This window comes from Tsukamurella sp. II2bb (genome assembly GCF_057815145.1).
The window spans coordinates 1-26,047 of sequence record NZ_JBYPZI010000014.1 but is presented as its reverse complement, the minus strand read 5'-3'; the positions used below and the strand labels follow the sequence as shown (position 1 = coordinate 26,047).

General features: G+C 70.6%; 25 protein-coding genes and 1 rRNA gene. 20 read left to right on the top strand and 6 right to left on the bottom strand.

The features are described from left to right. Positions 1-52 precede the first annotated feature (52 nt). Positions 53-1,885, bottom strand: a complete 1,833-nt coding sequence (locus tag AC21LY_RS22895) for a flavin-containing monooxygenase (RefSeq protein ID WP_489048880.1) — start codon at positions 1,883-1,885, stop codon at positions 53-55. Between the two features lie 138 nt (positions 1,886-2,023). Here AC21LY_RS22895 and AC21LY_RS22890 point away from each other — a divergent pair, with 138 nt between their 5' ends. The 4 genes from AC21LY_RS22890 to AC21LY_RS22875 all read left to right on the top strand — a co-directional run bounded on the left by AC21LY_RS22890 (position 2,024) and on the right by AC21LY_RS22875 (position 5,989). Continuing rightward, positions 2,024-3,226 (top strand): GAF domain-containing protein, encoded by a 1,203-nt coding sequence (locus tag AC21LY_RS22890; RefSeq protein ID WP_489048879.1) that lies wholly within the window; start codon positions 2,024-2,026, stop codon positions 3,224-3,226. 91 nt (positions 3,227-3,317) lie between these two features. Beyond that, positions 3,318-4,088 carry an acetoin reductase gene (locus AC21LY_RS22885; protein WP_489048878.1) on the top strand — a complete coding sequence of 257 codons (771 nt, stop codon included), beginning with the start codon at positions 3,318-3,320 and terminating at the stop codon, positions 4,086-4,088. A 20-nt stretch (positions 4,089-4,108) separates the two neighbouring features. Then, entirely contained in the window at positions 4,109-5,302 is a 1,194-nt protein-coding gene (locus tag AC21LY_RS22880) for a GAF domain-containing protein (protein ID WP_489048877.1), read from the top strand. A 27-nt stretch (positions 5,303-5,329) separates the two neighbouring features. Continuing rightward, on the top strand, positions 5,330-5,989 hold the full coding sequence (locus tag AC21LY_RS22875; protein ID WP_489048876.1) for a PIG-L deacetylase family protein: 660 nt from the start codon (positions 5,330-5,332) through the stop codon (positions 5,987-5,989). Here AC21LY_RS22875 and AC21LY_RS22870 read toward each other — a convergent pair whose 3' ends face one another. Next, a complete protein-coding gene (locus tag AC21LY_RS22870) occupies positions 5,990-6,208 on the bottom strand; it encodes a hypothetical protein (protein WP_489048875.1) in 219 nt (72 codons plus the stop codon). A gap of 138 nt (positions 6,209-6,346) precedes the next feature. On the opposite strand from AC21LY_RS22870, the gene AC21LY_RS22865 reads away from it, so the two are divergent. Continuing rightward, the gene (locus AC21LY_RS22865) at positions 6,347-6,952 is read left to right on the top strand and encodes a TetR/AcrR family transcriptional regulator (protein ID WP_489048874.1); all 606 of its coding nucleotides are present in this window, start codon (positions 6,347-6,349) and stop codon (positions 6,950-6,952) included. Between the two features lies 1 nt (position 6,953). Here AC21LY_RS22865 and AC21LY_RS22860 read toward each other — a convergent pair whose 3' ends face one another. Continuing rightward, entirely contained in the window at positions 6,954-7,751 is a 798-nt protein-coding gene (locus AC21LY_RS22860) for an SDR family NAD(P)-dependent oxidoreductase (RefSeq protein ID WP_489048873.1), read from the bottom strand. A gap of 107 nt (positions 7,752-7,858) precedes the next feature. Here AC21LY_RS22860 and argC point away from each other — a divergent pair, with 107 nt between their 5' ends. The 8 genes from argC to argH are packed head-to-tail and all read left to right on the top strand — an operon-like array spanning position 7,859 to position 16,582. Further along, the gene (gene argC / locus AC21LY_RS22855; protein WP_489048872.1) at positions 7,859-8,893 is read left to right on the top strand and encodes an N-acetyl-gamma-glutamyl-phosphate reductase; all 1,035 of its coding nucleotides are present in this window, start codon (positions 7,859-7,861) and stop codon (positions 8,891-8,893) included. Beyond that, on the top strand, positions 8,848-10,098 hold the full coding sequence (gene argJ, locus AC21LY_RS22850) for a bifunctional glutamate N-acetyltransferase/amino-acid acetyltransferase ArgJ (protein WP_489048871.1): 1,251 nt from the start codon (positions 8,848-8,850) through the stop codon (positions 10,096-10,098). The genes argC and argJ overlap by 46 nt, the downstream gene beginning before the upstream one ends. Then, positions 10,095-11,030, top strand: coding sequence for an acetylglutamate kinase (argB, locus tag AC21LY_RS22845; RefSeq protein WP_489048870.1), 936 nt, complete (start codon positions 10,095-10,097; stop codon positions 11,028-11,030). Before argJ ends, argB begins: the two co-directional genes overlap by 4 nt. Before the next feature lie 10 nt (positions 11,031-11,040). Continuing rightward, positions 11,041-12,234, top strand: a complete 1,194-nt coding sequence (locus AC21LY_RS22840; RefSeq protein ID WP_489048869.1) for an acetylornithine transaminase — start codon at positions 11,041-11,043, stop codon at positions 12,232-12,234. Next, complete coding sequence (argF, locus tag AC21LY_RS22835; RefSeq protein ID WP_489048868.1) at positions 12,231-13,169, top strand: ornithine carbamoyltransferase; 939 nt, start codon at positions 12,231-12,233, stop codon at positions 13,167-13,169. Before AC21LY_RS22840 ends, argF begins: the two co-directional genes overlap by 4 nt. 37 nt (positions 13,170-13,206) lie before the next feature. Continuing rightward, positions 13,207-13,692 carry an arginine repressor gene (locus AC21LY_RS22830; protein ID WP_489048867.1) on the top strand — a complete coding sequence of 162 codons (486 nt, stop codon included), beginning with the start codon at positions 13,207-13,209 and terminating at the stop codon, positions 13,690-13,692. A gap of 35 nt (positions 13,693-13,727) precedes the next feature. Then, complete coding sequence (argG, locus tag AC21LY_RS22825) at positions 13,728-15,149, top strand: argininosuccinate synthase (protein WP_489048866.1); 1,422 nt, start codon at positions 13,728-13,730, stop codon at positions 15,147-15,149. Between the two features lie 8 nt (positions 15,150-15,157). Then, positions 15,158-16,582 carry an argininosuccinate lyase gene (argH, locus tag AC21LY_RS22820; RefSeq protein WP_489048865.1) on the top strand — a complete coding sequence of 475 codons (1,425 nt, stop codon included), beginning with the start codon at positions 15,158-15,160 and terminating at the stop codon, positions 16,580-16,582. On the opposite strand, the gene AC21LY_RS22815 is transcribed toward argH, so the two are convergent. The 3 genes from AC21LY_RS22815 to AC21LY_RS22805 are packed head-to-tail and all read right to left on the bottom strand — an operon-like array spanning position 16,572 to position 18,669. Continuing rightward, positions 16,572-17,186 (bottom strand): TetR/AcrR family transcriptional regulator, encoded by a 615-nt coding sequence (locus AC21LY_RS22815; protein WP_489048864.1) that lies wholly within the window; start codon positions 17,184-17,186, stop codon positions 16,572-16,574. The genes argH and AC21LY_RS22815 overlap by 11 nt on opposite strands. Continuing rightward, entirely contained in the window at positions 17,183-17,941 is a 759-nt protein-coding gene (locus AC21LY_RS22810) for an ABC transporter permease (RefSeq protein WP_489048863.1), read from the bottom strand. The genes AC21LY_RS22815 and AC21LY_RS22810 overlap by 4 nt, the downstream gene beginning before the upstream one ends. Continuing rightward, positions 17,938-18,669, bottom strand: coding sequence for an ABC transporter ATP-binding protein (locus AC21LY_RS22805; RefSeq protein ID WP_489048862.1), 732 nt, complete (start codon positions 18,667-18,669; stop codon positions 17,938-17,940). The genes AC21LY_RS22810 and AC21LY_RS22805 overlap by 4 nt, the downstream gene beginning before the upstream one ends. 139 nt (positions 18,670-18,808) lie before the next feature. Here AC21LY_RS22805 and AC21LY_RS22800 point away from each other — a divergent pair, with 139 nt between their 5' ends. From AC21LY_RS22800 to AC21LY_RS22770, 7 genes are all read left to right on the top strand, one after another. Next, a complete protein-coding gene (locus AC21LY_RS22800; protein ID WP_489048861.1) occupies positions 18,809-19,333 on the top strand; it encodes a DUF4334 domain-containing protein in 525 nt (174 codons plus the stop codon). Then, a complete protein-coding gene (locus tag AC21LY_RS22795) occupies positions 19,330-20,403 on the top strand; it encodes an NAD(P)-dependent alcohol dehydrogenase (RefSeq protein ID WP_489048860.1) in 1,074 nt (357 codons plus the stop codon). The genes AC21LY_RS22800 and AC21LY_RS22795 overlap by 4 nt, the downstream gene beginning before the upstream one ends. Positions 20,404-20,412: 9 nt before the next feature. After that, the gene (locus AC21LY_RS22790) at positions 20,413-20,619 is read left to right on the top strand and encodes a Trm112 family protein (protein ID WP_489048859.1); all 207 of its coding nucleotides are present in this window, start codon (positions 20,413-20,415) and stop codon (positions 20,617-20,619) included. Between the two features lie 23 nt (positions 20,620-20,642). Then, entirely contained in the window at positions 20,643-21,200 is a 558-nt protein-coding gene (locus AC21LY_RS22785) for a DNA-3-methyladenine glycosylase (RefSeq protein ID WP_489048921.1), read from the top strand. 57 nt (positions 21,201-21,257) lie between these two features. Next, entirely contained in the window at positions 21,258-22,445 is a 1,188-nt protein-coding gene (locus tag AC21LY_RS22780; RefSeq protein ID WP_489048858.1) for a hypothetical protein, read from the top strand. Then, positions 22,435-23,703: a tyrosine--tRNA ligase gene (gene tyrS, locus AC21LY_RS22775; protein WP_489048857.1), complete on the top strand. Its 1,269-nt coding sequence runs from the start codon at positions 22,435-22,437 to the stop codon at positions 23,701-23,703. The genes AC21LY_RS22780 and tyrS overlap by 11 nt, the downstream gene beginning before the upstream one ends. 813 nt (positions 23,704-24,516) lie before the next feature. Next, positions 24,517-26,037 (top strand): 16S ribosomal RNA (locus tag AC21LY_RS22770). Positions 26,038-26,047: the final 10 nt, after the last annotated feature.

Sequence of the window (26,047 nt, the reverse complement as noted above, 5' to 3'; positions counted from 1 at the left end):
GCCCCGGCGGCGCACGAGGTGCAGCCGCCGGGGCCGGAGTCTTTCGGTGGGGCTAGCTGGTGTGATGCACGTCCGCCAGCTTGTAGACGGGAGTGTCGATGCCCTCGTACCGGGCCTTGAGCTGCAGCGCCAGGTACAGCGAGTAGTGCCGCGACTGGTGCAGGTTGCCGCCCATCATCCACAGGCCGGGCACCCGCGTGGGCTTCCACATGTTGCGCTGCTCGCCCTCCCAAGGGCCCGGGTCCTTGGTGGTCTCGGAACCGAGGCCCCAGCACTTGCCCAGTTTGTCCGCGGTCTCCTGGCCCATCAGGTCGGCGGCCCAGCCGTTCATCGAGCCGTAGCCGGTCGCGTAGACCACCAGGTCGGCGGGTAGGACCGTGCCGTCCCGCAGCACGACGGCGTCCTCGGTCAGGTGGTCCACCTGCCCCTTCGCCAGCTTGATCGAGCCGTCGATGATGAGCCCCGCGGCGCCGACGTCGATGTAGTAGCCCGAGCCGCGGCGCAGGTACTTCATGAACAGGCCCGAGTCGTCGTCGCCGAAGTCCAGCTCGTACCCGGCGTCCTCCAGCCCCCGGTAGAAGTCCGCGTCGATCTCGCGGACCTTGTCGTAGATCGGCTTCTGGAACTCGTGCATGATCCGGTACGGCAGCGAGGCGAAGATCATGTCGGCCTTGTCGGTGGTCACGCCCGCTGCGAGGGCCCGCTCGCTGTAGAGGTCGCCGAGGCCGTGCTCCATGAGGGAATCGGACTTGATGATGTGGGTCGAGCTGCGCTGCACCATGGTGACCTCGGCACCGGCCTCGATCAGCGCCTTGCTGATGTCGAGCGCGGAGTTGTTCGCGCCGATCACCACGACCTTCTTGCCCGCGTAGGCGTCCGGTCCCGGGTGCTGCGAGGAGTGGTGCTGCTCGCCTCGGAAGACGTCCATGCCGGGGAAGTCGGGGATGTTCGGCTTGCCCGACATTCCCGTCGCGAGGACCAGCTGCTTCGGGTGCAGCGTGAGGCGCTCGCCGTCGCGATTCACCTCGACGGTCCACTCGCCCTTCGCCTCGTCGTACGACGCGGACAGGGCCTCGGTACGCGACCAGTACGGCACCTCCATGACGCGGGTGTACATCTCCAGCCAGTCGCCGATCTTGTCCTTGGGGGCGAAGACGGGCCAGTTGGCGGGGAAGGGCAGGTACGGCAGGTGGTCGTACCAGACGGGGTCGTGCAGGCACAGCGACTTGTACCGGCCGCGCCACTGGTCGCCGGGCCGGTCGTGCTTGTCGATCACGAGCGCGGGGACGCCGAGCTGCCGCAGGCGCGCCCCGAGCGCGATGCCGCCCTGCCCGCCGCCGATCACCAGGGTGTCGGGTTGGACGGTGTAGCCGAGCTCGGCCTCCTCCTGCTCGCGCCGCTCGGCCCAGGTCGGGGCGCTCATGTGCGCGCCGTGCACGGCACCCATGGGGCGCGTCGGGCCCTGCCCCTCCTCGTGGCCCTTGAGCTCGCGCAGCGTGGTGAGCAGGGTCCAGGCCCGGTCGACGCCGTCCTCGCCCTGGCGGATGCGCACGTGCCCCTTGCCGCGGCCGACGCCCGTCTCGAACTCGAGGAAGGCCTCGGCGACCTCGTCGCCGGACGCCGGGTCCGTGGTGGCGAAGCCGCTCGGCGCGGCGTCGTCGAGGCGCTCGGAGAGCATCGCCGCGATCTCCTCACGGCCCTCGCTGGTGTGCAGGTTCCAGGTGAACGACACCAGGTCGCGCCAGAAGCCGCCGGGTTCGAACAGGTCCGCCGCCGCGGCGATGTCGCGCGCGGCGAGAGCCGCCCCGAACTGCGCGAGCCAGGCGTCGACCCGCTCCTGGGGCCCGGAGCTGACGCTGGGTGCCGATTCCGCGATCGCGGTCATGTGTGGTCTCCTTCACGGTCGGTGCTGCTGTGGTCTGAATCACACGCCTGGGCCGGTGGGTGCGACAAGGGTTGCGTCCCGTTGCACCGTTCCGCACGATCGCGCCTCCAGACGCGCACGGCGATGCAGAATTAAGGGGTGGCACACGCAGTGGAGCCCGCGGTGGCGCACGGAGACGACCCCAGGGCCTACGCGCGCCTGCTGGCAGAGGTGTACGACGCGACGATGGCCGGGGAACGGCCGCCCGCGCGTCCCCGCGAGGTGATCGGCGACTCCTGGGAGCGCGTCCTCGCCGCAGGCCTGCGCCCCGATTCGGGCGCGGGCCCGGCCATCCACTCGGCGGATCTGTCCCGGCTGCGGCGCGAATCGGGGCTCGCGGGCCTGGTCGGTGACTTCGCCGCCGGCCTCGCGCCGATCATCGACGGCGGGTCCAGCATCATGGTCGTCTCCGATGCCGAGGGGCGGCTGCTGTGGCGCAGCGGCTCGCCCCGCGTGCTCCGCGAGGCCGATCGGCTCGGCTTCATCGAGGGCGCGGCGTGGACGGAGAACGACGTCGGCACCAACGCGATCGGCACGGCGCTGGCGTCGCGGACGCCGGTGCAGACCTTCTCGGCGGAGCACTTCGCCCGCAACCAGCACCCTTGGACCTGTTCGGCGGCGCCGATCCGGGACCGCCGCACCGGCCGGGTGCTCGGCGTGGTCGACGTCAGCGGTCCCGCCTCCACCGTGCATCCGACGACTCTGGCGCTGGTCGCGGCCGTCGCGGGCCTGGCCGAGGCGACGCTGCGCGAGGCGCACCTGGCGGGCCTGGACCAGCTGCGCACCGTCGCCGCGCCGCTGCTGGCCGGCCTCGCCGGGCCGGGGCTGGTGGTCGACGCGCACGGCTGGGTCGCCGCCGTGGGTCATCTCGCGCCGTGCTCGCGCGTCACCCTGCCGACGGTCGTCGACTCCGCGCACCTGTGGCTCCCGGAGCTGGGGCAGTGCACCGTCGAACCGCTCCCCGGCGGGTGGCTGCTGCGCCCCGTGGCGCACGAGCCGCGGGATGCGGCCGCACGGGTGACTCTCGACCTGCGGGCCGGACGGCCCGCGTCGGTCACCGTCGCCGGGGCGGCCGGCGAGTGGCGGCACCAGTTGACGCCCCGGCATGCTCAGATCCTCGAGCTGCTCGCCGACGGTGGCGGGCACACCGCCGCGCAGATCGCGCAATCACTGTTCGGGGACCCCGCGCGGGTCGTCACGGTCCGGGCGGAGATCTCGCGGCTGCGGCGCGTGCTCTCCGGGCTGATCGCCGCCCAGCCCTATCGCTTCGCCGACGCGGTGGTGGTCGAGACGCTCCGGTGACCGCCCGCGAGGACGCAACCCCCCGCAACCTTTGGTCGATGTGTTGCGCATCACATACACCCGTGTGACACATCGACGAAAGGACGCACGGATGGCGCGCATCGCACTGGTGACGGGAGCGGGACGAGGGATCGGCGCGGGGATCGCGCGACGGCTCGCCGCCGACGGCTTCGACCTGGCCCTGGTGGACCTGACGGCGGACGGCGTCGAGGCCGTCGCCGAGGAGGTCCGCGCCGCGGGGCGGCGTGCCGTCGCACTCACCGCGGACGTCTCCGACCGGGACGCGGTCTTCGGCGCCGTCGCCGCGACCGTCGACGCCCTGGGCGGGCTCGACGTGATGATCAACAACGCCGGCGTCGCGCTCGTGGGACCCGTCTCCGACGTCACCCCCGACGAGCTGCGGCGGCTGTTCTCGATCAACGTCGACGGCGTGCTCTGGGGGATCCAGGCGGCGGCGTCGTCGTTCATCGACCGCGGCGTGCGCGGGAAGATCATCAACGCGGCGTCGATCGCGGGACACGAGGGCTTCGCCATGCTCGGCGCGTACAGCGCCACCAAGTTCGCGGTGCGCGGTTTCACGCAGGCCGCCGCGAAGGAGTACGCGACGCACGGCATCACCGTCAACGCCTACTGCCCGGGCGTCGTGGGGACCGATATGTGGGTCGAGATCGATCGCCGCTTCGCCGAGTTGACCGGCGCCGAGGTCGGCGCGACCTACGATCAGTTCGTCGGCGGTATCGCGCTCGGCCGGGCGCAGACCCCGGAGGACGTCGCGGCCTTCGTCTCCCATCTGGCCTCGCCCGACTCCGACTACATGACCGGACAGTCGGTCCTCATCGACGGCGGCCTGGTCTACCGCTGACGCACCGGAAGGGAACGAGCATGACGGAACCGGCGATGGCGGCGGGCGAGGATCCGCGTCGCTACGCCCGCCTGTTGTCCGAGGTGTACGACGCGACCATGAGCGGTTCGCGGCCGCCCGCGCGGCCGCGGGGCGTGATCGGCGAATCCTGGGACCGCGTGCGCGCCGCGGGGCTCGCTCCCGACACCGATCCGGGGCCGGCGCTGAGCTGGATGGACGTCGAGCAGGGCCGGCAGGAGTCCGGCCTCGCCCTCGTCCTCGACGAGCTCACCGCCGGTCTCGCGCCGCTCACGGCCGACGGCGACAACATCCTGGTGGTGGCCGATCGGTTCGGCCGCGTGCTGTGGCGATCCGGTTCCTCGCGGGTCCTCGCGCACGCGGACCGGCTCGGCTTCGTCGAGGGTGCCGGCTGGGCCGAGGACCAGGTGGGCACGAACGCGATCGGCACGGCCATCGCCTCGCGGGCGCCCGTGCAGATCTTCTCCGCCGAGCACTTCGCGCGCAGCCACCACGCGTGGACCTGCGCCGGCGCGCCGATCCGCGACGTGCACACCGGCCACATCCTCGGCGTGGTGGACGTCTCCGGCCCCGCCGCGACGGTGCACCCGACCACCCTCGCGCTGGTCTCCACCGTCGCGAAACTCGCCGAGGCGCGGCTGCGGGAGGTGCACCTGGCGGGCCTGGAGCGGCTGCGCTCCGTCGCCGCGCCCATGCTGGCGGGGCTCGGCCGCCCGGGCCTGGCCGTCGACGTCGACGGCTGGGTCGCCGCCGTCGGCGACCTGCCGCCGCGCGCCCGGATCACGCTGCCCGCCGACCTGGCCGGACCGTCGGTGCTGCTGCCCGAACTCGGGCGGTGCACCGTCGACGCGCTGCCCGGCGGCTGGCTCCTGCAACCCGACCAGGGCGACGGCGCGAACACCGTCACCCGGGTGACGATCGACCTGCGGCCCGGCCGCGCGCCGGAGGTCGCGGTGGCCGGGGCCGCCGGCGTCTGGCGGTACCAGCCCTCGCCCCGGCACGCGCAGATCCTCGGTCTCCTCGCCGACGGTGCCGGCCGCACCGCCGCGCAGCTCGCGCAGGCCCTCTTCGGCGACTCCGGTCGGGTGGTCACGGTACGGGCGGAGATCTCCCGGCTGCGGCGCGTGCTGTCCGGCGTGATCGCGGCCCAGCCCTACCGGTTCGCCGACGGCGTCTGCGTCGAGTTGCTGCGCTGACCGGCCCCGGCCTCTAGCGTGGGAGGGGTGAGCGAGCCGCAGATCTTCCCGGAGGATTGGACCACGGCGCTCGTCCTGGTGGCGCACCCGGACGACCCCGAGTACGGGTTGGCGGCCGCGGTCGCCCGCTGGACCTCGTCGGGCAGGACCGTGGCCTACGGCCTCGCCACCTCCGGGGAGGCCGGGATCGCCGGCATGTCCCCGGGCACCGCGGGGCCGGTGCGGGAGGAGGAGCAGCGACGGTCCGCCGCGGTCGTCGGGGTCGACGAGGTGCGGTTCTGGGGATATCCCGACTCGCAGCTGCGCAACACGCCGGAGTTGCGGGAATCGATTCGCAAGTCGATCGCACGGTACTCGCCGGACATCGTGATCACGCTGTGGGGCGGCCCGGACTGGGGCAACGGCGTGGCCAATCAGAGCGACCACATGGAGTTCACTCGGGCGGTCGCCGAGGCGGCCGCGGAGGAGGGGGTGACGGCCTACCAGACGGCGCCGGAGCCGACCCTGATCGTCGACGTCACCGGGTTCACCGAGCGAGCCGTCGAATCGCTCGCCGAGCACAGGCAGTACCTGTCGGTGCTGGACCCGTCGACGCCGGTGATCGAGCAGGCCCGCGCGCAGGTCGCGAGGGTGACCGGGCCGCGGGGCGACTTCCGGCACGCCGTGGGCCTGCGCGAGCTGTCGTAGCTACCCGAGGTGGAAGGCCTGGGTGATGTGGTTGCCGCGGCGGTGATCGCCGACGAGGCTCGGGCGCCCGCGACCCATCTTCACCAGCATGGCGCGGTTCTCCACGCGGGGCGCGACGGTGTCGAGCATGCGGCTCACGGTGCCGCGGATGCCGCGCTCGCCTCGCGCGGCGCCGAGCGACAGCGGCTGGGTCACGGCGTTGGAGTGATCTCTGTACATGGACGTTCCTTCGGATCGGACGGGTGATTCGTTACCGAGAGTGCCGACCGTCCCTGAACGGCGACTGTGAACGGCCTGCGGTGACGGCATGATGGAATCCCGGGGTCCGACCGGCGGGAGCAGCGTAGGAGGGGGGCCATGGCGAGCACGCGCGGCGAGCCCACGCGCCGTCGTCTCCTCGACTCGGCCCTCGCCGTGTACGCCGAGGTGGGCGCCGAGGGGTTCACCTCGACGGCGGTGCTCGCCCGGTCCGGAGTCAGCGTCGGCAGTATGTATCACCACTTCGGGAGCTTTCCCGGCCTCGCCGCGGCGCTGTACACCGAGTCCATGGCGAGCCTGCTCGACGAGATCGTCGGCGCGCTGACCCGCACCCGGACCGCGCGCACCGGCGTGCGCGCCGTCGTGGACGCGTACCTCGGGTGGGCGCTGGCGCAGCCCGCCCGGGCGCGGTTCCTGCACGGCTCGGCGTACGCGACCTACCTTGCCGCCGGTGAGGGCGCTCTCGCCGGGATCAAGGAGCCGCGGATGGCGGCGATGGCGCGGTGGCTGGCCCCTCACATCGCGGCCGGACGGATCGCCGACCTACCGCTGCCGCTGCTCGAGATGCTGATCATCGGGCCGCCGGCCGAGGCCTGTCGACGGTGGCTGGCCGCCGACCCCGGTATCGACCTGGCGCGGGCGCGCGAGGTCCTGCCCGAGCGGGTGTGGCGCGCGGTCCGCGGCGAGGACGCGCCGGCGGATTGAATCAGTTCCGCGGGACGCCGACCGCCTCGGCCGCGGCGTCCCACAGCCGGCGGGCCGGAGCGGGATCCGTGGCGATCGGTGCCAGCGGAACGGGGCGCTCCTCGTCGAAGTACCGACCGCTGCCGTCGGCGCCGAGCAGGTCGACGACGTGCCGCGCGCCCGAGGCGGCCGGACTCCACGTGGTCTTCACCGCGCGCAGCAGGAGGCCGAGCGGACCGGGACGGTCGCCGAGCCCGGTGCGGAGCACGCCGGGGTGAATCGCATCGATGGTCCGTCCGGCGTCCCGCCAGCGCTCGGCCCAGAGCGGCAGCATCATCACGTTCGCGAGCTTGGTGTTCGCGTACGTCGCCAGGGCGCCGAAGTCGTCCCCGGTGGGCGTGCGATCAGGGTCGACGGTGCCCTTGACGTAGAGCCCGGCGCTCAACTGCACCACCCGCCGCAGGCGCTCCTCGAGCAGGCCGTTGAGCTGGAACGGTGCGAGGTGGTTGGTGAAGAAGGCCTGTTCGAAGCCGTCCGCGTTGAGGACGCGGCGGCTCGGCCAGACGCCCGCGTTGTGCACCAGGACGTCGATCCGGTCCACGGCACCGTCGAGCGCGGCGACGGTGCCGCGGACCCCGCTCGTGTCCGACAGGTCTCCGACGACGAGGCGCGCCCCGGTCTCGGCGGCCGCCCGCGCGCCGGCGTCCGGGTCCCGGCAGACGATGACCACGCGGTGCCCGGCCGTCGCGGCCAGCTCCGCGACGGCGCGGCCGAGGCCGCGGGATCCGCCGGTGACCACGATGTCCAGGGTGCGTGCCATGCGCCGAGGCTACGCCCGACTAGAGAAAGATTCTAGAAATTCGATGCGGTTCATCGGACGCGGGGAAACTGTGTGCATAGGATTGCAGGTTCGCGCATAATCATCACATGACTGTTTCCGTGGCGATCGCGGGTGCGAGCGGCTACGCCGGAGGAGAGATCCTCCGGCTGCTGCTGAACCATCCGCAGTACCTGTCCGGTGAGCTCACGATCGGCGCGCTCACGGCCGGCGGCAACGCCGGCAGCACGCTCTTCGAGCACCACCCGCACCTGCTGCCGCTCGCCGACCGCGTGCTGCAGGAGACCACGCCGGAGACGCTGCGCGGCCACGACGTCGTCTTCCTCGGCCTCCCGCACGGCAAGTCGGCCGAGATCGCCGAGGCGCTGCCGCCGTCGACCCTCATCATCGACTGCGGCGCCGACTACCGGCTCAAGGACGCAGCGGAGTGGGAGCACTACTACGGCAGCGCCCACGCCGGCACCTGGCCGTACGGCCTGCCGGAGCTCCCGGGCAACCGGGAGGTCCTCGCGGGCGCGTCGCGGATCGCCGTCCCGGGCTGCTACCCGACGGTGTCGACCCTCGCCTTCCTGCCCGCCGTCGCGGCCGGCATCGTCGCCCCCGAGGTCACCGTCGTCGCGGTGAGCGGCACGTCCGGCGCCGGGAAGTCCCTGCGGACCGACCTGCTCGCCTCCGAGGCCATCGGCTCGGCGCGGGCCTACGGCGTGACCACCCACCGGCACACGCCCGAGATCACCCAGAACCTCTCGGCCGCCGCGAATTCCCCCGTCACCGTCTCGTTCACGCCGATCCTCGTGCCCATGGCCCGGGGCATCCTCGCCACCGTCTCCGCCCCGACGACGGTGACCGCCGCGCGGGCCCGGGAGGTGTACGCGCAGGCGTACGCCGACGAGCCCTTCGTCCACCTGCTCCCCGAAGGCGTGCAGCCGCAGACGAAGTCGGTGCTCGGCAGCAACGCCGTGCAGGTGCAGGTCGCCGTCGACGAGCGGGTCGGCCGGCTGATCGCCACCGCCGCGATCGACAACCTCACCAAGGGGACCGGCGGCGCCGCCGTCCAATCCATGAACCTCGCGCTCGGATGGCCCGAGACCGCAGGACTTTCCACCGTAGGAGTCGCGCCGTGACCGCTGGGAGTTTCAAGCTCGTCCGGAACCAGGGCGTCACGGCGCCCCTGGGTTTCAAGGCCGCCGGCATCGCAGCGGGCATCAAGGTGTCCGGTAAGCCCGACCTGGCCCTGGTCTTCAACGAGGGGCCGCATTACGCCGCAGCCGGAGTCTTCACCCGGAACAAGGTGAAGGCCGCGCCCGTCCTGTGGAGCGAGCAGGTGATCAAGGACGGACACCTGCGGGCCGTGATCCTCAACTCGGGCGGCGCCAACGCCTGCACCGGTCCGGGCGGCTTCCAGGACGCGCACGCCACCGCGGAGAAGGTGGCGGAAGTACTGAGCCACTGGGGCACCGAGACCGGCGCCGGCGAGGTCGCGGTCTGCTCCACCGGTCTCATCGGCGACCGGCTCCCCATGGACAAGGTCCTCGCCGGCGTGACCGAGATCGTGCACGAGATGGGTGGAGGGCTCACCGGCGGGACCGACGCCGCGCACGCCATCATGACCACGGACACCGTGCCCAAGGAGGCCGCGCTGCACCACTCGGGCGGCTGGAACGTGGGCGGCATGGCGAAGGGCGCCGGCATGATGGCGCCCTCGCTCGCGACGATGCTCGTGGTGCTCACCACCGACGTGCACGCCTCGCCCGCGCAGCTCGACGAGGCGCTGCGGTACGCGACGACCTACACCTTCGACCGGCTCGACGTGGACGGCTCCACCTCCACCAACGACACGGTGCTGCTGCTCAGCAGCGGCGCCAGCGAGAAGACCTGCACGCAGGAGGAACTGAACGCCGCCGTGCGCGAGGTCTGCGACGACCTCGCGAAGCAACTGCAGGGTGACGCCGAGGGCGTGACCAAGCGGATCCTGATCACCGTGACCGGAGCGGCCTCGGAGGACGACGCGCTGATCGGCGCCCGCGCCATCGCCCGCGACAGCCTGGTCAAGACCGCGCTGTTCGGCAGCGACCCCAACTGGGGCCGCGTCATGGCCGCGATCGGCATCGCGCCGATCGAGCTGGTGCACGACAAGCTGACGGTCTCGTTCAACGGGCAGCCGATCGCCGAGAACGGTTGCGGCGTCCCCGGAGCCCGCGACGTGGACCTCTCCGGACCGGAGATCGACGTCACCGTCGACCTCGGGCTCGGTCGGGGCACCGCGACGATCCGCACCACGGATCTCTCGCACGCCTACGTCGAAGAGAACTCGGCGTACTCCTCATGAGCGCACCCGATCCCACCCCGCTCGACCTCACCCCGCTCGACCTCACCCCGCTCGACAAGGCCGGTGTGCTCGCCGAGGCGCTGCCGTGGCTGCTCGACTTCCACGGCAGGACGGTCGTAGTCAAGTACGGCGGCAACGCCATGGTCGACGACGAGCTCAAGCGCTCCTTCGCCCAGGACATGGTCTTCCTGCGCACCTGCGGCCTGCACCCCGTGGTGGTGCACGGCGGCGGCCCGCAGATCAACGCCATGCTGAAGCGTCTCGGCATGGAGGGCGAGTTCAAGGGCGGCTTCCGGGTGACCACACCCGAGGTGATGGACGTGGTGCGGATGGTGCTCTTCGGCCAGGTCGGGCGCGAGCTCGTCGGGCTGATCAACGGCTACGGGCCGTTCGCCGTCGGCATGTCCGGCGAGGACGCGCACCTGTTCACGGCCACCCGCCGGGAGGTCGTCGTCGACGGTGCCCCCACCGACATCGGGCTCGTCGGCGACGTCACCGAGGTCAATCCCGAGGCTGTCAACGACCTCATCGCCGCCGGCCGCATCCCGGTGATCTCGACGATCGCGCCCGACGCCGACGGGGTGGTGCACAACATCAACGCCGACACCGCCGCCGCCGCGCTCGCCGAAGCGCTGGGCGCGCAGAAACTGGTGGTGCTCACCGACGTCGAGGGCCTCTACACGAACTGGCCCGACCGGTCCTCGCTCACCTCTGAGATCGACACGGACGCGCTGACCGAGCTGCTCCCGAGCCTCGACTCCGGCATGGTGCCGAAGATGGAGGCGTGCCTGCGAGCCGTGCACGGGGGCGTCCCCACCGCGCACGTCATCGACGGGCGGGTGCCGCACTCCGTGCTTCTCGAACTGTTCACGAGCAAGGGCATCGGCACCATGGTGACCCCGCCGAAATCCCCTCACAAGACCTGGATCTGACGACAAAGACATGACGAACGAAACGATGCAGCAGCGGTGGAACGCCGCGCTGATGGACACCTACGGCACCCCGCCCATCGCGCTGGTCTCCGGTCGCGGCGCGACCGTGACCGACGCCGACGGCAAGGAGTACGTCGACCTGCTCGGCGGCATCGCCGTCAACGCGCTCGGCCACACCCACCCGAAGATCATCGAGGCGGTGACGCAGCAGGTCTCGACGCTCGGGCACGTCTCGAACCTGTACATCAGCGAGCCGGTCGTCCGCCTGGCCGAGCGGCTCACCGAGGCCGTGGGCGTTCCCGGCACCCGCGTCTTCTTCAGCAACTCGGGCGCGGAGGCCAACGAGGCCGCGATCAAGATCGGCCGGCGTACGGGCCGCACCCGGATGGTCGCCGCGGAAGGCGCCTTCCACGGCCGGACCATGGGTTCGCTGGCGCTGACCGGCCAGCCGGCGAAACGGGCACCCTTCGAGCCGCTGATCGAGTCCGTGACGCACGTGCCCTACGGCGACGCATCCGCACTGCGGGCGGCGGTGTCCGGCGAAAGCGGTGCGGTCGCTGCCGTTTTCCTGGAGCCGATCATGGGCGAGGGCGGCGTCGTCGTTCCCCCTGAGGGCTACCTCGCGCAGGCCCGCGCTGCCGCGACCGAGGCCGGCGCGCTCCTCGTCCTCGACGAGGTGCAGACCGGGATCGCCCGTACCGGAACGTTGTTCGCGTACCAGCGGGCGGGCGTGACCCCCGACGTCTTCACCCTGGCCAAGGGACTCGGCGGCGGCCTGCCCATCGGCGCGACGGTGGCCGTCGGCGCCGCGGGTGAGCTGCTCACGCCCGGCCAGCACGGCACGACCTTCGGCGGCAACCCCGTCGCCGCGGCGGCGGCCAACGCCGTCCTCGACGTGGTCGAGGCCGAAGGACTCGCCGAGCGGGCCGACGCGCTCGGCAAGCACATCGCCGCCACCGTCGAGGGATACGGTCATCCGCTCGTCACCGGCGTCCGCGGCTCCGGCCTCCTGCTCGGGATCACACTGGCGCAGCCCGTCGCCAAGGCGATCGAGACCGGCGCCCGCGACGCGGGCTTCCTGCTCAACGCCGCGCAGCCCGACGTGGTCCGCCTGGCCCCGCCCCTCGTCCTCACCGACGAGCAGGCCGACCGCTTCCTGACCGCGCTTCCCGCCCTGCTCGACTCAGCCCAGGAGACCCCATGACCCGCCACTTCCTCCGCGACGACGACCTCAGCCCGGCCGAGCAGCGCGAGGTGCTCGCGCTCGCCGCGGAGCTGAAGGCGGCGCCGTTCTCGCGGCGCCCGCTGGAGGGCCCGAAGGGCGTGGCGGTGCTGTTCGACAAGAACTCCACCCGCACCCGGTTCAGCTTCGACGTCGGCATCGCGCAGCTCGGCGGCCACGCCGTGGTGGTGGACACCAAGTCCACGCAGATGGGCCGCGACGAGTCGCTCGCCGACACCGCGCGCGTGCTCTCCCGGTTCGTCGACGCCGTCGTCTGGCGCACGTACGCCCAGTCGGGCCTCGAGGAACTGGCCGAGTACTCGACGGTTCCCGTCGTCAACGCCCTCTCCGACGACTTCCACCCCTGCCAGATCCTCGCCGACCTGCAGACCATCGCCGAGCGCAAGGGCGCCGAGGGCACCGGCTCGGTCGCCGGTCTCAAGCTCACCTACCTCGGCGACGGCGCCAACAACATGGCGCACAGCTACATGCTCGGGTGCGTGACGGCCGGGATGGACGTGACCATCAGCGCACCGTCGGGCTTCCAGCCGGACGAGCGCTTCGTCGAGGCGGCCCGAGTACGGGCGAAGGAGACGGGCGCGGAGGTGAGCATCATCTCCGACCCCGTGCTCGCGGTGGCGGGCGTCGACGTGGTGGTCACCGACACCTGGGTGTCGATGGGGCAGGAGAACGACGGTGTCGACCGCAACGCGCCGTTCCGGCCCTACCAGATCAACGCGGAGCTGCTCGCCCACGCCGATCCCGACGCCATCGTGCTGCACTGCCTGCCCGCGCACCGCGGCGACGAGATCACCGACGAGGTGATCGACGGGCCGCAGTCCGCCGTCTTCGATGAGGCCGAGAACCGCCTGCACGCGCAGAAGGCGCTGCTCACCTGGCTGCTGGAGCGATCGTGAACCGGGGGCCCGCAGTGACGACGCACGGGGGCCCGACGTGACCGACCAGCCGCTCGCCACCCGCGCCGGGCGACAGGCGGCCATCGTCGAGATCCTGGCGAACCACCAGGTGCACAGCCAGGCCGAGCTGCAGGCCCTGCTCGTGCGCGGCGGCTACGAGGCGACGCAGGCCACGATCTCCCGCGACCTGGACGAGCTCGGCGCCGTCAAACTGCGCGGAGTAGACGGCGGGACCGGTGTCTACGTGGTGCCCGAGGACGGTTCGCCCGTGCGCGGGGTGTCGGGCGGCACCGAGCGGCTCTCCCGCCTGCTGGGCGAACTGCTCGTCTCCACCGATCACAGCGGCAACATCTGCGTCCTGCGCACCCCGCCCGGCGCCGCGAACTTCCTCGCGAGCGCGCTCGACCGCTCGTCGCTGCCGGAGGTAGTCGGCACCGTCGCGGGCGACGACACCGTCCTGGTCGTCGCGCGCGAGCCCCTGACCGGCAAGGACCTCGCCGAGCGCCTCGTGGCGCTCGCCTGAATCCGCACACTCACCACCAGATAGGCTTATCGACCATGTCTAAGGTCCTCTCCACCCTGCCCGTCGGCGAGCGCGTCGGCATCGCCTTCTCCGGCGGCCTCGACACCTCCGTGGCCGTCGCCTGGATGCGCGACAAGGGCGCCGTGCCCTGCACGTACACCGCGAACATCGGCCAGCCGGACGAGCCCGACATCGACGCGGTGCCCGGCCGCGCCAAGGAGTACGGCGCCGAGATCGCGCGCCTGGTGGACGTGCAGCCGCTGCTGGTGCAGGAGGGCATCGCCGCGCTGCAGACCGGCGCCTTCCACATCCGGTCGGGTGGCAAGACCTACTTCAACACCACCCCGATCGGCCGCGTCGTGACCGGCACCATGCTGGTGCGGGCCATGAAGGAGGACGGTGTCGACATCTGGGGCGACGGCTCCACGTACAAGGGCAACGACATCGAGCGGTTCTACCGCTACGGCCTGATGGCCAATCCCGCGCTGCGCATCTACAAGCCGTGGCTGGACTCGCAGTTCGTCACCGAGTTGGGCGGCCGCAAGGAGATGAGCGAATGGCTCGTCGCGCACGGCTTCCCGTACCGCGACTCCACGGAGAAGGCCTACTCGACGGACGCGAACATCTGGGGCGCCACGCACGAGGCGAAGGACCTGGAGTTCCTCAACACCGGTGTGCTCATCGTCGACCCGATCATGGGCGTCGCCCCGTGGGACGAGTCGGTCGAGATCGCCACCGAGGACGTCACCGTCACCTTCGAGGCGGGCGTGCCGGTCGCGATCAACGGCGTCGAGTACTCCGATCCGGTCGAGCTGGTGCGCGAGGCGAACCGCATCGGCGGCCGCCACGGCCTGGGCATCTCCGACCAGATCGAGAACCGCATCATCGAGGCCAAGTCGCGCGGCATCTACGAGGCGCCGGGTATGGCGCTGCTGCACGCCACCTACGAGCGCCTGGTGAACGCGATCCACAACGAGGACACCATCGCGACGTACCACAACGAGGGTCGCCGCCTGGGCCGCCTGATGTACGAGGGTCGCTGGCTGGACCCGCAGTCGCTCATGCAGCGCGAGGCCATCATCCGCTGGGTCGCGTCGGCCGTCACCGGCTCCGTCACGCTGCGCCTGCGCCGCGGCGACGACTACTCGATCATCGACACCACCGGCCCGAACCTCTCGTACCACCCCGAGAAGCTCTCGATGGAGCGCGTCGGCGACGCCGCCTTCGGCCCCGACGAGCGCATCGGTCAGCTCACCATGCGCAACCTCGACATCGCGGACTCCCGTTCGCGCCTCGAGCAGTACGCGGCGCAGGGCATCGTCGCGGGCGAGACCGCGGCGCTGGTCGGCGAGCTGGAGCAGGGCGGCGCCGAGGCCATCGTCTCGGGCGGCGAGCAGATCCCGTCCGCCCTCGACGAGGCCAGCAACCACGCCGCCTTCGACCTCGGCACCGACTAGGAGATCCGTTGAGCGAGAAGCACGGCACCAACGAGGGCAGCCTGTGGGGCGGACGCTTCGCGTCCGGCCCCGCCGAGGCGATGGCGGCGCTGAGCAAGTCCACGCACTTCGACTGGGCGCTGGCCCCGTACGACGTGCGCGCCTCGAAAGCCCATGCCCGCGTGCTGAACCGCGCCGGCCTGCTGACCGACGAGGATCTCGAGGCCATGCTCGCGGCCCTCACGCGGCTCGGGGACGACGTGGCCTCCGGCGCCTTCCTGCCCGCCGAGTCCGACGAGGACGTGCACGGCGCGCTGGAGCGCGGGCTCATCGAGCGCGCGGGTGCCGAGGTCGGCGGGCGCCTGCGCGCCGGCCGGTCGCGGAACGACCAGGTGGCCACCCTCTTCCGGATGTGGCTGCGCGACGCCGTACGGCTCGTCGCCGTCGGCGTGCTCGACGTGGTCGACGCCTTCGTCGCGCAGGCGCAGGCCAACCCGGAGACGATCCTGCCCGGCAAGACGCACCTGCAGGCGGCGCAGCCGATCCTGCTCGCGCACCACCTGCTCGCCTACACCCACCCGCTGCTGCGGGACGTGCAGCGGCTGCAGGACCTGGATAAGCGGATCGCGGTCTCGCCCTACGGCTCCGGCGCGCTCGCCGGGTCCTCGCTGGGCCTCGACCCGGACGCCATCGCCGCGGATCTCGGCTTCGACTCCGCGGCGGACAACAGCCTCGACGCCACCGCCTCCCGGGACTTCGCCGCCGAGGCCGCGTACGTCTTCGCGCAGATCGCGGTCGACCTGTCGCGTTGGTCGGAGGACGTGATCCTGTGGAGCACCGCCGAGTTCGGCTACGTGACCCTCGCGGACGCGTGGTCCACCGGCAGCTCGATCATGCCGCAGAAGAAGAACCCGGATGTCGCCGAGCTCTCCCGCGGCAAGGCGGGCCGGCTGATCGGCAACCTGTCGGGCCTGCTGGCGACGCTCAAGGCGCAGCCGCTCGCCTACAACCGGGATCTGCAGGAGGACAAGGAGCCGGTCTTCGACTCGGTGGAGCAGCTGCGGCTGCTGCTCCCCGCCGTCGCCGGGCTCACGGCCACGCTCACCTTCCACCCCGAGCGCATGGGTGCGCTGGCCCCCGCCGGCTTCACCCTGGCCACCGATGTGGCCGAATGGATGGTGCGGCAGGGCATTCCCTTCCGCATCGCGCACGAGGCGGCGGGTGAATGCGTCCGCGCCGCCGAGTCCCGAGGCGTGGGGCTCGACGGCCTGACGGACGAGGAGTTCGCCGCGATCCACCCGGCTCTCACCCCGCAGGTCCGCGAGGTCCTGACGGTTCGCGGCTCGGTCTCCTCCCGCAGCGCCCGCGGCGGCACGGCACCGTCGGCCGTGGCGGCGCAGCTCGACCGCCTGACCGCCACCCTCCCCGCGCTCCGGGAGTGGGCTACCGCCTGACGCGGGGGAGGGGGCCGGTGATCACCTGCTGCAGCGGGGGCGCGGCGAGGGCGACGACCTCGTCGACGGTGAGCGAGGCGAGCGGTTCGAAGCCGACGACGTACCGGGCGACCAGCAGCCCGAAGACCTGGGCCACCATGAGATTCGCGCGGAGCACGCCGTCGCCGGGGCCGGCCTCCATCCGTCCGATCAGTTCTGCCAGCGCGATCTCCAGGAGGAAGCCGCGCACGATCGCGGGATCCGCGTCGGTGCCGAGGTTGGTGCGCACCACCGCGACGCCGACCTCGCGGAAGGGCCCGTCCCACAGTGTCAGCAGCGCGCGCAGGAGGGTGCGCGCGGCGTCCTCGAGGGGTGCCTCCCGCAACGGCGCCCGCACGAGCTCCGGGTCGACGGGGATCGCCAGCGCCGCCAGGTAGAGCTGCTGCTTCGTGCCGAAGTAGTGGTGCACCAGCGCGGAGTCCACACCCGCGGCCTCGGCGATCGAGCGCACCGTCGTCCCCGCGAGACCGCCGCGGGCGAACGCGGCGCGCGCGGCCTCGAGTATCTCGGCCCGGGTGTCCGGGCTGCCCGTGCGCCGGCCCGACCTGCGCGCCCGGCCGCTCACGCGACCTTGCGCGGCAGCGTGGCGGCCGCCAGCGCGAGGGCCGCCACCGCGAACCCCGCGACCACCGCGAGTGAGGTCCACATCGTGCCCGTGGGCTCGGTGTGCGCGCCCACCTCCTGCAGGGCCTTGACCGCATAGGTCATCGGCAGGACGTCGGCGATCGCCTGCAGCCAGCCCGGCATCGCCTCGTGCGGAACGAGCAAGCCGCACAAGAAGATCTGCGGGACCACAACGATCGGCATGAACTGCACCGCCTGGAACTCGGTGCGGGCGAAGGCGCTGAACAGCAGGCCCAGCGCGACGCCCAGCCACGCGTCGACCACCGCGATGAGCACCACGAGCCACACGCTGCCGGCGGTGTCCATGCCGAGCAGGTAGGCCGCCACCGTGGTCGCGATCGCGGCCTGTGCCGTCGCCGCCAGCGAGAACGCCGCCGCGTAGCCGAGCAGCAGATCCGCTTTCGCGAGCGGGGTGGTCAGCAGCCGCTCGAGCGTCCCCGAGACCCGCTCGCGCTGCATCGCGATCGAGGTGACGATGAACATCAGGGCGAACGGGAGCACGCCCAGCAACACCAGCGCGACGCGGCCGAACAGCGCCGGACCGCCGGGGGAGTCGCGGTAGAGGAAGTACAGCAGCGTCAGCAGTGCGGTCGGCACCACCACGATCATCGCGATCGTGCGCGGGTCGGCATGCAGCTGGCGGAGCACGCGGACAGCGGTGGCGCGGGTGATGCTCGGGTTCAGGACGGTGCTCATGCGGCCGCCTCCTGCTCGCGGGCGAGCGCCAGGAAGGCCTCGTCCAGGGTGGGTGCGCCGGTGCGGGTCAGCAGGTCCGACGGTGCGAGCGAGGCGACGAGCCGTCCGTCGCGCAGCAGGACGAGGCGGGTGCAGTGGGCGGCCTCGTCCATGACGTGGCTGGAGACGAGCAACGTGGTCCCGCCGGCGGCCATGGCGGCGAACCGCTCCCACAGCTCGGCGCGGAGCAGGGGATCCAGGCCGACGGTGGGCTCGTCGAGGATGAGCAGTTCGGGGTGCGCGACCAGCGCGCACGCGATGCTCACCCGTGAGCGCTGCCCACCGGAGAGGGCGTCGGCCCGGCGCCCGGCGAAGGCGTCGAGGCCGACGGCGGCGATCGCCTCGGCGACATCGGCTTCCGCCCTCGCGCGCCGGCCCGGATACAGGGCCGCGAAGTACTCGACGTTCTGCGCCACGGTCAGATCGCCGTAGACGGCGGGGGACTGTGTCGTGTACCCCACGCGGGAGCGCAGGTCGGGACTGCCCGCCGGACGGCCGAGCACCGTCGCCGTGCCGCCGGTGATCCGCTGGGCGCCGACGACCACCCGCATCAGCGTGGTCTTGCCAGAGCCGGACGGGCCGAGCAGGCCGGTGATGGCGCCGGTCGCGATCTCGGCGTCGACGTGGTCGAGGACGGTGCCGCCCGAGCGGGTGACGGTCAGTCCGGACAGGGTGATCGCGCTGGTCATGGCGCCTCCAGATAATTCACTCGATGATGAATTCATCGTAGAGTGAATTATGCGCCGCTATCGCGCCTGCCGTCAACACCTGGTGAAACGTGTTTCTGTTTTCGGTCCGCGGGCGGAGAATCACCGATAACATCTCGGCATGACCGCAGAGCGCACCGTCCGCGGGCTCATCGACGAGCCCCGCCACTGTGAACCCGCCGAACTCGCGGGGCTGTTCGCCCAGCTCGAGCCCGTCCCGATCGACTTCCTGCTCGGGGACTGGCGCGGCGGCGAACTGCTCTCGGGGCACCCGATGGACGGCGCGCTGGGCAGGGCCCGCTGGTACGGCAAGAGCTTCCGCTCGGCGAACGACGTCCAGCCGCTGGTCTGCCTGGACGACGCGGGGGAGAAGTTCTCCAACGTCGCGCTCGGTAAGGGTGAGGCGACTCTGCGGCTCGTCGACTTCGAGGGCCGCGTCACCGCGTCGATGATCTACGACGGACAGCCCGTGATCGACCACTTCGCGAAGGTCGACGGCGACACCGTGATGGGCGTGATGACCGGGAAGAAGCTGGTCGCGCCCTATTTCTACTTCTATCTCGAGCGCGACCACGGCCGTTCGGCCTCCTCCGGCGGGCGCGACGGCGACACCGCGGGCTCCGGCGCACATGGAGCGGACCGGTGACGGGCACGACCGCGCGGGTCGTCGCCGCGCCGGGTGCGGCACCGTCGCCCCTGGAGATCGACGTTCCCGCGCCCACCGGTAACCAGGTGCTCGTGCGGATCCACGCGGTCGGCGTCTGCCACACCGACCTGACGCTCGCCGCGCAGTGGCCCGAGCAGGGCCTGCCCGTGATCCTCGGCCACGAGGGCGCCGGTGTGATCGAGGCCCTCGGGCCCGACGCGCGGGGCCTCGCGGTGGGCGACCGGGTCAGCCTCACCTTCGACAGTTGCGGTGCGTGCGAGTTCTGCGCAGCCGGCACACCCGGCTACTGCGAAGAGTCGATCACCCGCAACTACCTCGGGCTCCCCGGTATCCGCGCGGGCGAGACGCCCGTGACCGGCGGCTTCTTCGCTCAGTCCAGCTTCGCCGGGCTGGCGCTGGCGACCGACCGGAACACGGTCCCCATCGGAGACCTGCCCTTCGAGCTCGCCGCGCCGCTCGGCTGCAGCGTGCAGACGGGCGTGGGCACCGTGACTCGCGCACTGCGGGTGCGGGCGGGCCAGTCCGTCGTCGTCTTCGGCACCGGCGCGGTCGGCCTCGCCGCGGTCATGGGCGCGAAGCTGGCCGGGGCCGCCACGATCGTCGCCGTCGACCCCAGGGACGACCGTCGCGCCCTCGCGCTGGAGTTGGGCGCGACGCACGCGGTCGAGGCGGGACCGCAGGCGGCGCAACAGGTCATCGAGGCGACGGGCGGGGGCGCGCACGCCGCGGTCGACACCACCGCGCGCGCCGATGTGCTGAGCCAGGCGGTGCTCGCCCTGCGGCCGCGGGGCACGCTCGCGGTGGTCGGGCTCGGCGCACCGTCGGCGGATCTGCCCGTCATGCTCATCATGGCCCGCGGGCTGCGCGTGATCGGCGTGATCGAGGGCGACTCCGAGCCCGCCGAGTTCCTCCCCGAGCTCGCCGCCGCGGTGGGCGAGGGGCGGCTGCCCGTCGATCGGCTGGTCACCACCTTCACCGATTTCGACGAGGCCTGGGCCGCGGCCCGCGAGGGCACCGCCGTCAAGCCGGTGTGGCTGCCCGCTGGGTAGCATGGCGCCATGGCCATCGACGCGACGCTGCTGAAGATCCTCGCCTGCCCGCAGGACAAGGGACCGCTGCTGTACGTGCCGGACGAGCTGTTCTACAACCCGCGCCTGCGCCGCGCCTATCCGATCGAGGACGGCCTGCCCGTCCTGCTCATCGGCGAGGCACGCGACGTCGACGAGGCCGAACACGAGGCGATCCTGGCCCGCGCCGCGCAGTGACGCCGGACGGTGCGCGGACACGTCTGTCGGCACACCCGCTCACGGCGGCCAGACTCGTCCTCGGCTCGGTCCTGACCGTCGGGACGGTGCGTGCGCGCATCGTCGAGGTGGAGGCCTACGGCTCGCCCGCCGACGGTCCCTGGCCCGACCCGGCCGCGCACACCTACCCCGGACCCACGCCCCGCAACGACGTGATGTTCGGTCCGGCCGGTCATCTCTACGTCTACCTGTCCTACGGTATCCACCAGTGCGTGAACGTCACCGCGGGGCCCGACGGCGTCGGCTCGGGGGTGCTGCTGCGCGCGGCCTCCATCGAATCCGGTCTCGACGTGGTCCGTGAGCGGCGCGCCGTGCGCGATCCGGATGCGCGGCTCGCCGCCGGTCCGGGACGGCTCGGCCAGGCGCTGGGGATCACCGTGGCCGACAAGGGGACCGACGTGCTCGATCCGGCGTCGGAGATCAGGCTCGAGATCGCGGCCCGACGGGGCCCCGTCGCCGCCGGCCCGCGGATCGGGATCAGTAAGGCCGTCGACCTGCCCTGGCGGCTGTGGCTGGCCGGACACCCGGCGGTGAGCCGCTGAGCAGCGCGCTTGGCGGGAGCCAAGCGCGCCGCTGGCGGGTCCGGGTGAACTGTCCGGGTGACTCCTCTCGACCGTGATCGCGGGCTCAACGCCGTCAATGCCCGCACCTTCGCGCACCCCGACGAGGACCGGGCCGTCCGCGCGGTGATGGGTGCACCCTTCCCGGCGACCACCGTCGGGCTGTTCGAGGCGGGATGGGCGCTGGTGCCGATCCTGCGGTCCCGTTCGGCGACGGCGCTCGCGACGGCGGCCGAGGCCAGGCTCGCGTCCATCCTCGGGCTCCTGGACCTGCGGCGTCTCGACCCCCAGGCGATGCGGGCGTACACCGAACTCGACCGGCACCGCCGCGCCGCGTATCGGAATCACATCCCGGTGGAACTGGCGGCGGCCTTCGTGATCGGCTTGACCCTCGCGGCCGTTGGAACCGCAGCGGTGTGGCTGGCGTCCATGCTCGGTACCGCATTCGCGGTCGGCACACTGATCGCGCTGGTGATCGGGGCCGCCGCGGTCTTCGTGATCCTGCGCGCGATGACCCGCGCCGAGCTCGTCGCAGGCATCGTCGACGTCCGCGGACTTCGCATCGCCGCGTGGCTCGCCGGACTGCCGCCGGCCTCCGCCGCCGCAGTGCAGATGTTCCTCGACCTTCCCTACGAGCTCGTCCCGACGGTCGTCCCGGACCGGGACGTGATCACGATCGACGACGGTGCCGGCACCTCCGCCGTCGTCGCCTGCGGACGTTTCCTCGACGATGTCGCGCGGACGGCACCGTCGACCACCGACGACGTGCGGGACCTGCTCGCCGGGTATCTGACGGGCGCCGGTCCGGGAGCGCTGGTCCTGCGCGGCGCACTGCCGGCGGTACCCGAGTGGCGCCGGGGTCCGTTCGACGGATGGGAGCGCCTGTTCGACCGGTTCGGGGCCGTCAGCCCGATCACCGTGCGGTGGACGGTGCGCGGCGGAGCACTGTTCGCGGCCCTGTCGGGGGAGTACGACGAGGAGCCGGCCGCGGTGATGGTCGCCGATCTGGTGTCCCTCGCCGAGGTCTGTGGTGCCGGGCGGCTCGCGTCCGCGGACCGGGCCGCCCGGGCGATCGCCGATCTCCTGGTGAATCAGCTGGTGCACGGGGACCGGGTGATGTTCAGCCGCGGCGGCGGCCCCGCCGATCGCGAACTCCTGATCACCGCATTGCAGGGCGGCGACCTGGACGAGGCGGCGGTTCGTTCACAATGGACCGGTGAGCACTGACATCCTCGACGAACTGACCTGGCGCGGCCTGATCGCGCAGTCCACCGACATCGAGGCGCTCCGTGCGCGCCTCGCCGCCGGGCCGATCTCCCTCTACGCGGGGTTCGATCCGACGGCCTCGTCGCTGCACGCCGGTCACCTCGTTCAGTTGCTGACCCTGCGTCGCTTTCAGGAGGCGGGGCATCGGCCGATCGTCCTCGGCGGCGGAGCCACCGGCCAGGTGGGCGACCCGCGTGATGTGGGTGAGCGGGTGATGAACTCGGTGGACACCGTGGCCGAGTGGGCCGCGAAGATCGACACCCAGCTCCAGCGGTTCGTCTCCTTCGACGGGGACAACGCCGCGATCCTGGCCAACAACCTGGACTGGCATGGACAGATGAACGTGCCCACCTTCCTACGGGACGTGGGCAAGCACTTCTCGATCAACGTGATGCTGGCGCGCGAGACCGTCAAGCGGCGCCTCGAGTCCGACGGGATCAGCTACACCGAGTTCAGCTACATGCTGCTGCAGGCCTACGACTACGTGGAGCTCGCGCGCCGCTACGACGCCGCGCTGCAGATCGGTGGCTCCGACCAGTGGGGGAACATCATCGCCGGGGTCGACCTGAACCGGAAGGTCGACGGCCGGCACGTGCACGCACTCACGACGCAGCTGGTCACCTCCTCCGACGGCAAGAAGTTCGGCAAGTCCACGGGCGGCGGCTCGTTGTGGCTCGACCCGGAGATGACCAGCCCGTACGCCTGGTACCAGTACTTCGTGAACACGGCGGACGCCGACGTGATCCGCTACCTGCGCTGGTTCACCTTCCTCACTCGGGAGGAGATCGCGGAGCTCGAGCGCGAGACCGAGGAGGCCCCGCAGAAGCGGACCGCACAGAAGCGACTCGCGGCCGAGATGACGACCCTGGTGCACGGAGAGGAGCACACGCGCGCCGCCGAACTGGCATCGCAGGCGCTTTTCGGACGCGGCGAGCTTGCGGATCTGCCCGAGTCCACGCTGGCGGCCGCGCTTGAGGAGGCGTCGGTGGTGGAGGTCGCGGCGGGGGAGCCGCGCACCATCGTCGATCTGCTCACCGCGTCGGGGCTGTGCGAGTCGAAGGGCGCGGCCCGGCGCGCGGTCAAGGAGGGCGGCGCCTACGCGAACAACGTGAAGGTCGAGTCGGAGGACTGGGAGCCGGCCGCCGCCGACCTCCTGCACGGCCGCTGGCTGGTGCTCCGTCGGGGCAAGAAGAACTTCGCCGGCGCTCGTCTCGGCTGAAACACCTGGTCATGACCACAGAGGCCGCCCCGCTGATCCGCGCGGGGCGGCCTCTGTGCGACAGGTCACACGAGCGCGGTTCGACGGTGCCGCCCTCACCTCGGGCTGTTTGACCTGCGCAGATGAACATGGTGTTACGTGTTGACCTGGGGATTTGTGCTTGCGTTCCCCGGTGCGTAACTTATTCGAAGTCAGCGCGACACCGACCAGGACGGGGCCGAAAAGCCCAGGTCAGACGGTAGAAACGCGGATGGTTTGACAACCTGGAGCCGGACCCGGTTTGACACCGGGATCGACTCCGATATAGGCTGGAACGGTTGCTTCGAGCAGCCAGCCCCACGGGAGAACGTCACTGTCGGCCGCTTTGCGCGGTCGGGAGGGTTCTCGCGTGTGACTGGTGGGTTTGAAGCGCTTCCGGTGAGCGGCCCGCGAGAGCGAGTTGCGAACGGAAATCCGGTCTGCTAAGCTTGAACGGTTGCTCCGAGCAGCCCGGCAAGGTGAGTTTGACTCGCTTGCGGGGATGGGGTAGCTTGAACGGCCTGCGAGGGTGCGGTTCACACGGAAATTTGTTTGGTGTGGGCGGCCGCGTTTGGCGTGTTCTTTGAGAACTCAACAGTGTGTCGATGAAATTGTCAGTGCCAAAATTTTTTTGGCACGCATGGACAATCAGTATTAGTACTTGGTTGTTTGTGTTGTGGCTTTTCTCGTTTATTTCTTTGCGAGATGTATTTCTGGAATCATTGATTTTTGTCAGTGGTTTCGTTTTGTTCAGGATTTCCTGGATTATGCTGAAACCTTGTGTTTCTAGTGTTTTTTATGGAGAGTTTGATCCTGGCTCAGGACGAACGCTGGCGGCGTGCTTAACACATGCAAGTCGAACGGTAAGGCCCTTTCGGGGGTACACGAGTGGCGAACGGGTGAGTAACACGTGGGTGACCTGCCCTGTACTTCGGGATAAGCCTGGGAAACTGGGTCTAATACCGGATATGACCTGCTCCTGCATGGGGGTGGGTGGAAAGCTTTTGCGGTATGGGATGGGCCCGCGGCCTATCAGCTTGTTGGTGGGGTAATGGCCTACCAAGGCGACGACGGGTAGCCGGCCTGAGAGGGCGACCGGCCACACTGGGACTGAGACACGGCCCAGACTCCTACGGGAGGCAGCAGTGGGGAATATTGCACAATGGGCGGAAGCCTGATGCAGCGACGCCGCGTGAGGGATGACGGCCTTCGGGTTGTAAACCTCTTTCAGTAGGGACGAAGCGTAAGTGACGGTACCTACAGAAGAAGCACCGGCCAACTACGTGCCAGCAGCCGCGGTAATACGTAGGGTGCGAGCGTTGTCCGGATTTACTGGGCGTAAAGAGCTCGTAGGCGGTTTGTCACGTCGTCTGTGAAAACCCGAGGCTTAACCTCGGGCCTGCAGGCGATACGGGCAGACTTGAGTACTGTAGGGGAGACTGGAATTCCTGGTGTAGCGGTGGAATGCGCAGATATCAGGAGGAACACCGGTGGCGAAGGCGGGTCTCTGGGCAGTAACTGACGCTGAGGAGCGAAAGCGTGGGTAGCGAACAGGATTAGATACCCTGGTAGTCCACGCCGTAAACGGTGGGTACTAGGTGTGGGTTTCCTTCCACGGGATCCGTGCCGTAGCTAACGCATTAAGTACCCCGCCTGGGGAGTACGGCCGCAAGGCTAAAACTCAAAGGAATTGACGGGGGCCCGCACAAGCGGCGGAGCATGTGGATTAATTCGATGCAACGCGAAGAACCTTACCTGGGTTTGACATATAGAGGATCGCCGCAGAGATGTGGTTTGCCTTGTGCCTTCTATACAGGTGGTGCATGGCTGTCGTCAGCTCGTGTCGTGAGATGTTGGGTTAAGTCCCGCAACGAGCGCAACCCTTGTCTCATGTTGCCAGCACGTTATGGTGGGGACTCGTGAGAGACTGCCGGGGTCAACTCGGAGGAAGGTGGGGATGACGTCAAGTCATCATGCCCCTTATGTCCAGGGCTTCACACATGCTACAATGGCGCGTACAGAGGGCTGCGATACCGTGAGGTGGAGCGAATCCCTTAAAGCGCGTCTCAGTTCGGATTGGGGTCTGCAACTCGACCCCATGAAGTCGGAGTCGCTAGTAATCGCAGATCAGCAACGCTGCGGTGAATACGTTCCCGGGCCTTGTACACACCGCCCGTCACGTCATGAAAGTCGGTAACACCCGAAGCCGGTGGCCTAACCCCTTGTGGGAGGGAGCTGTCGAAGGTGGGATTGGCGATTGGGACGAAGTCGTAACAAGGTAGCCGTACCGGAAGGTGCGGCTGGATCACCTCCTTTCTAAGGAGCA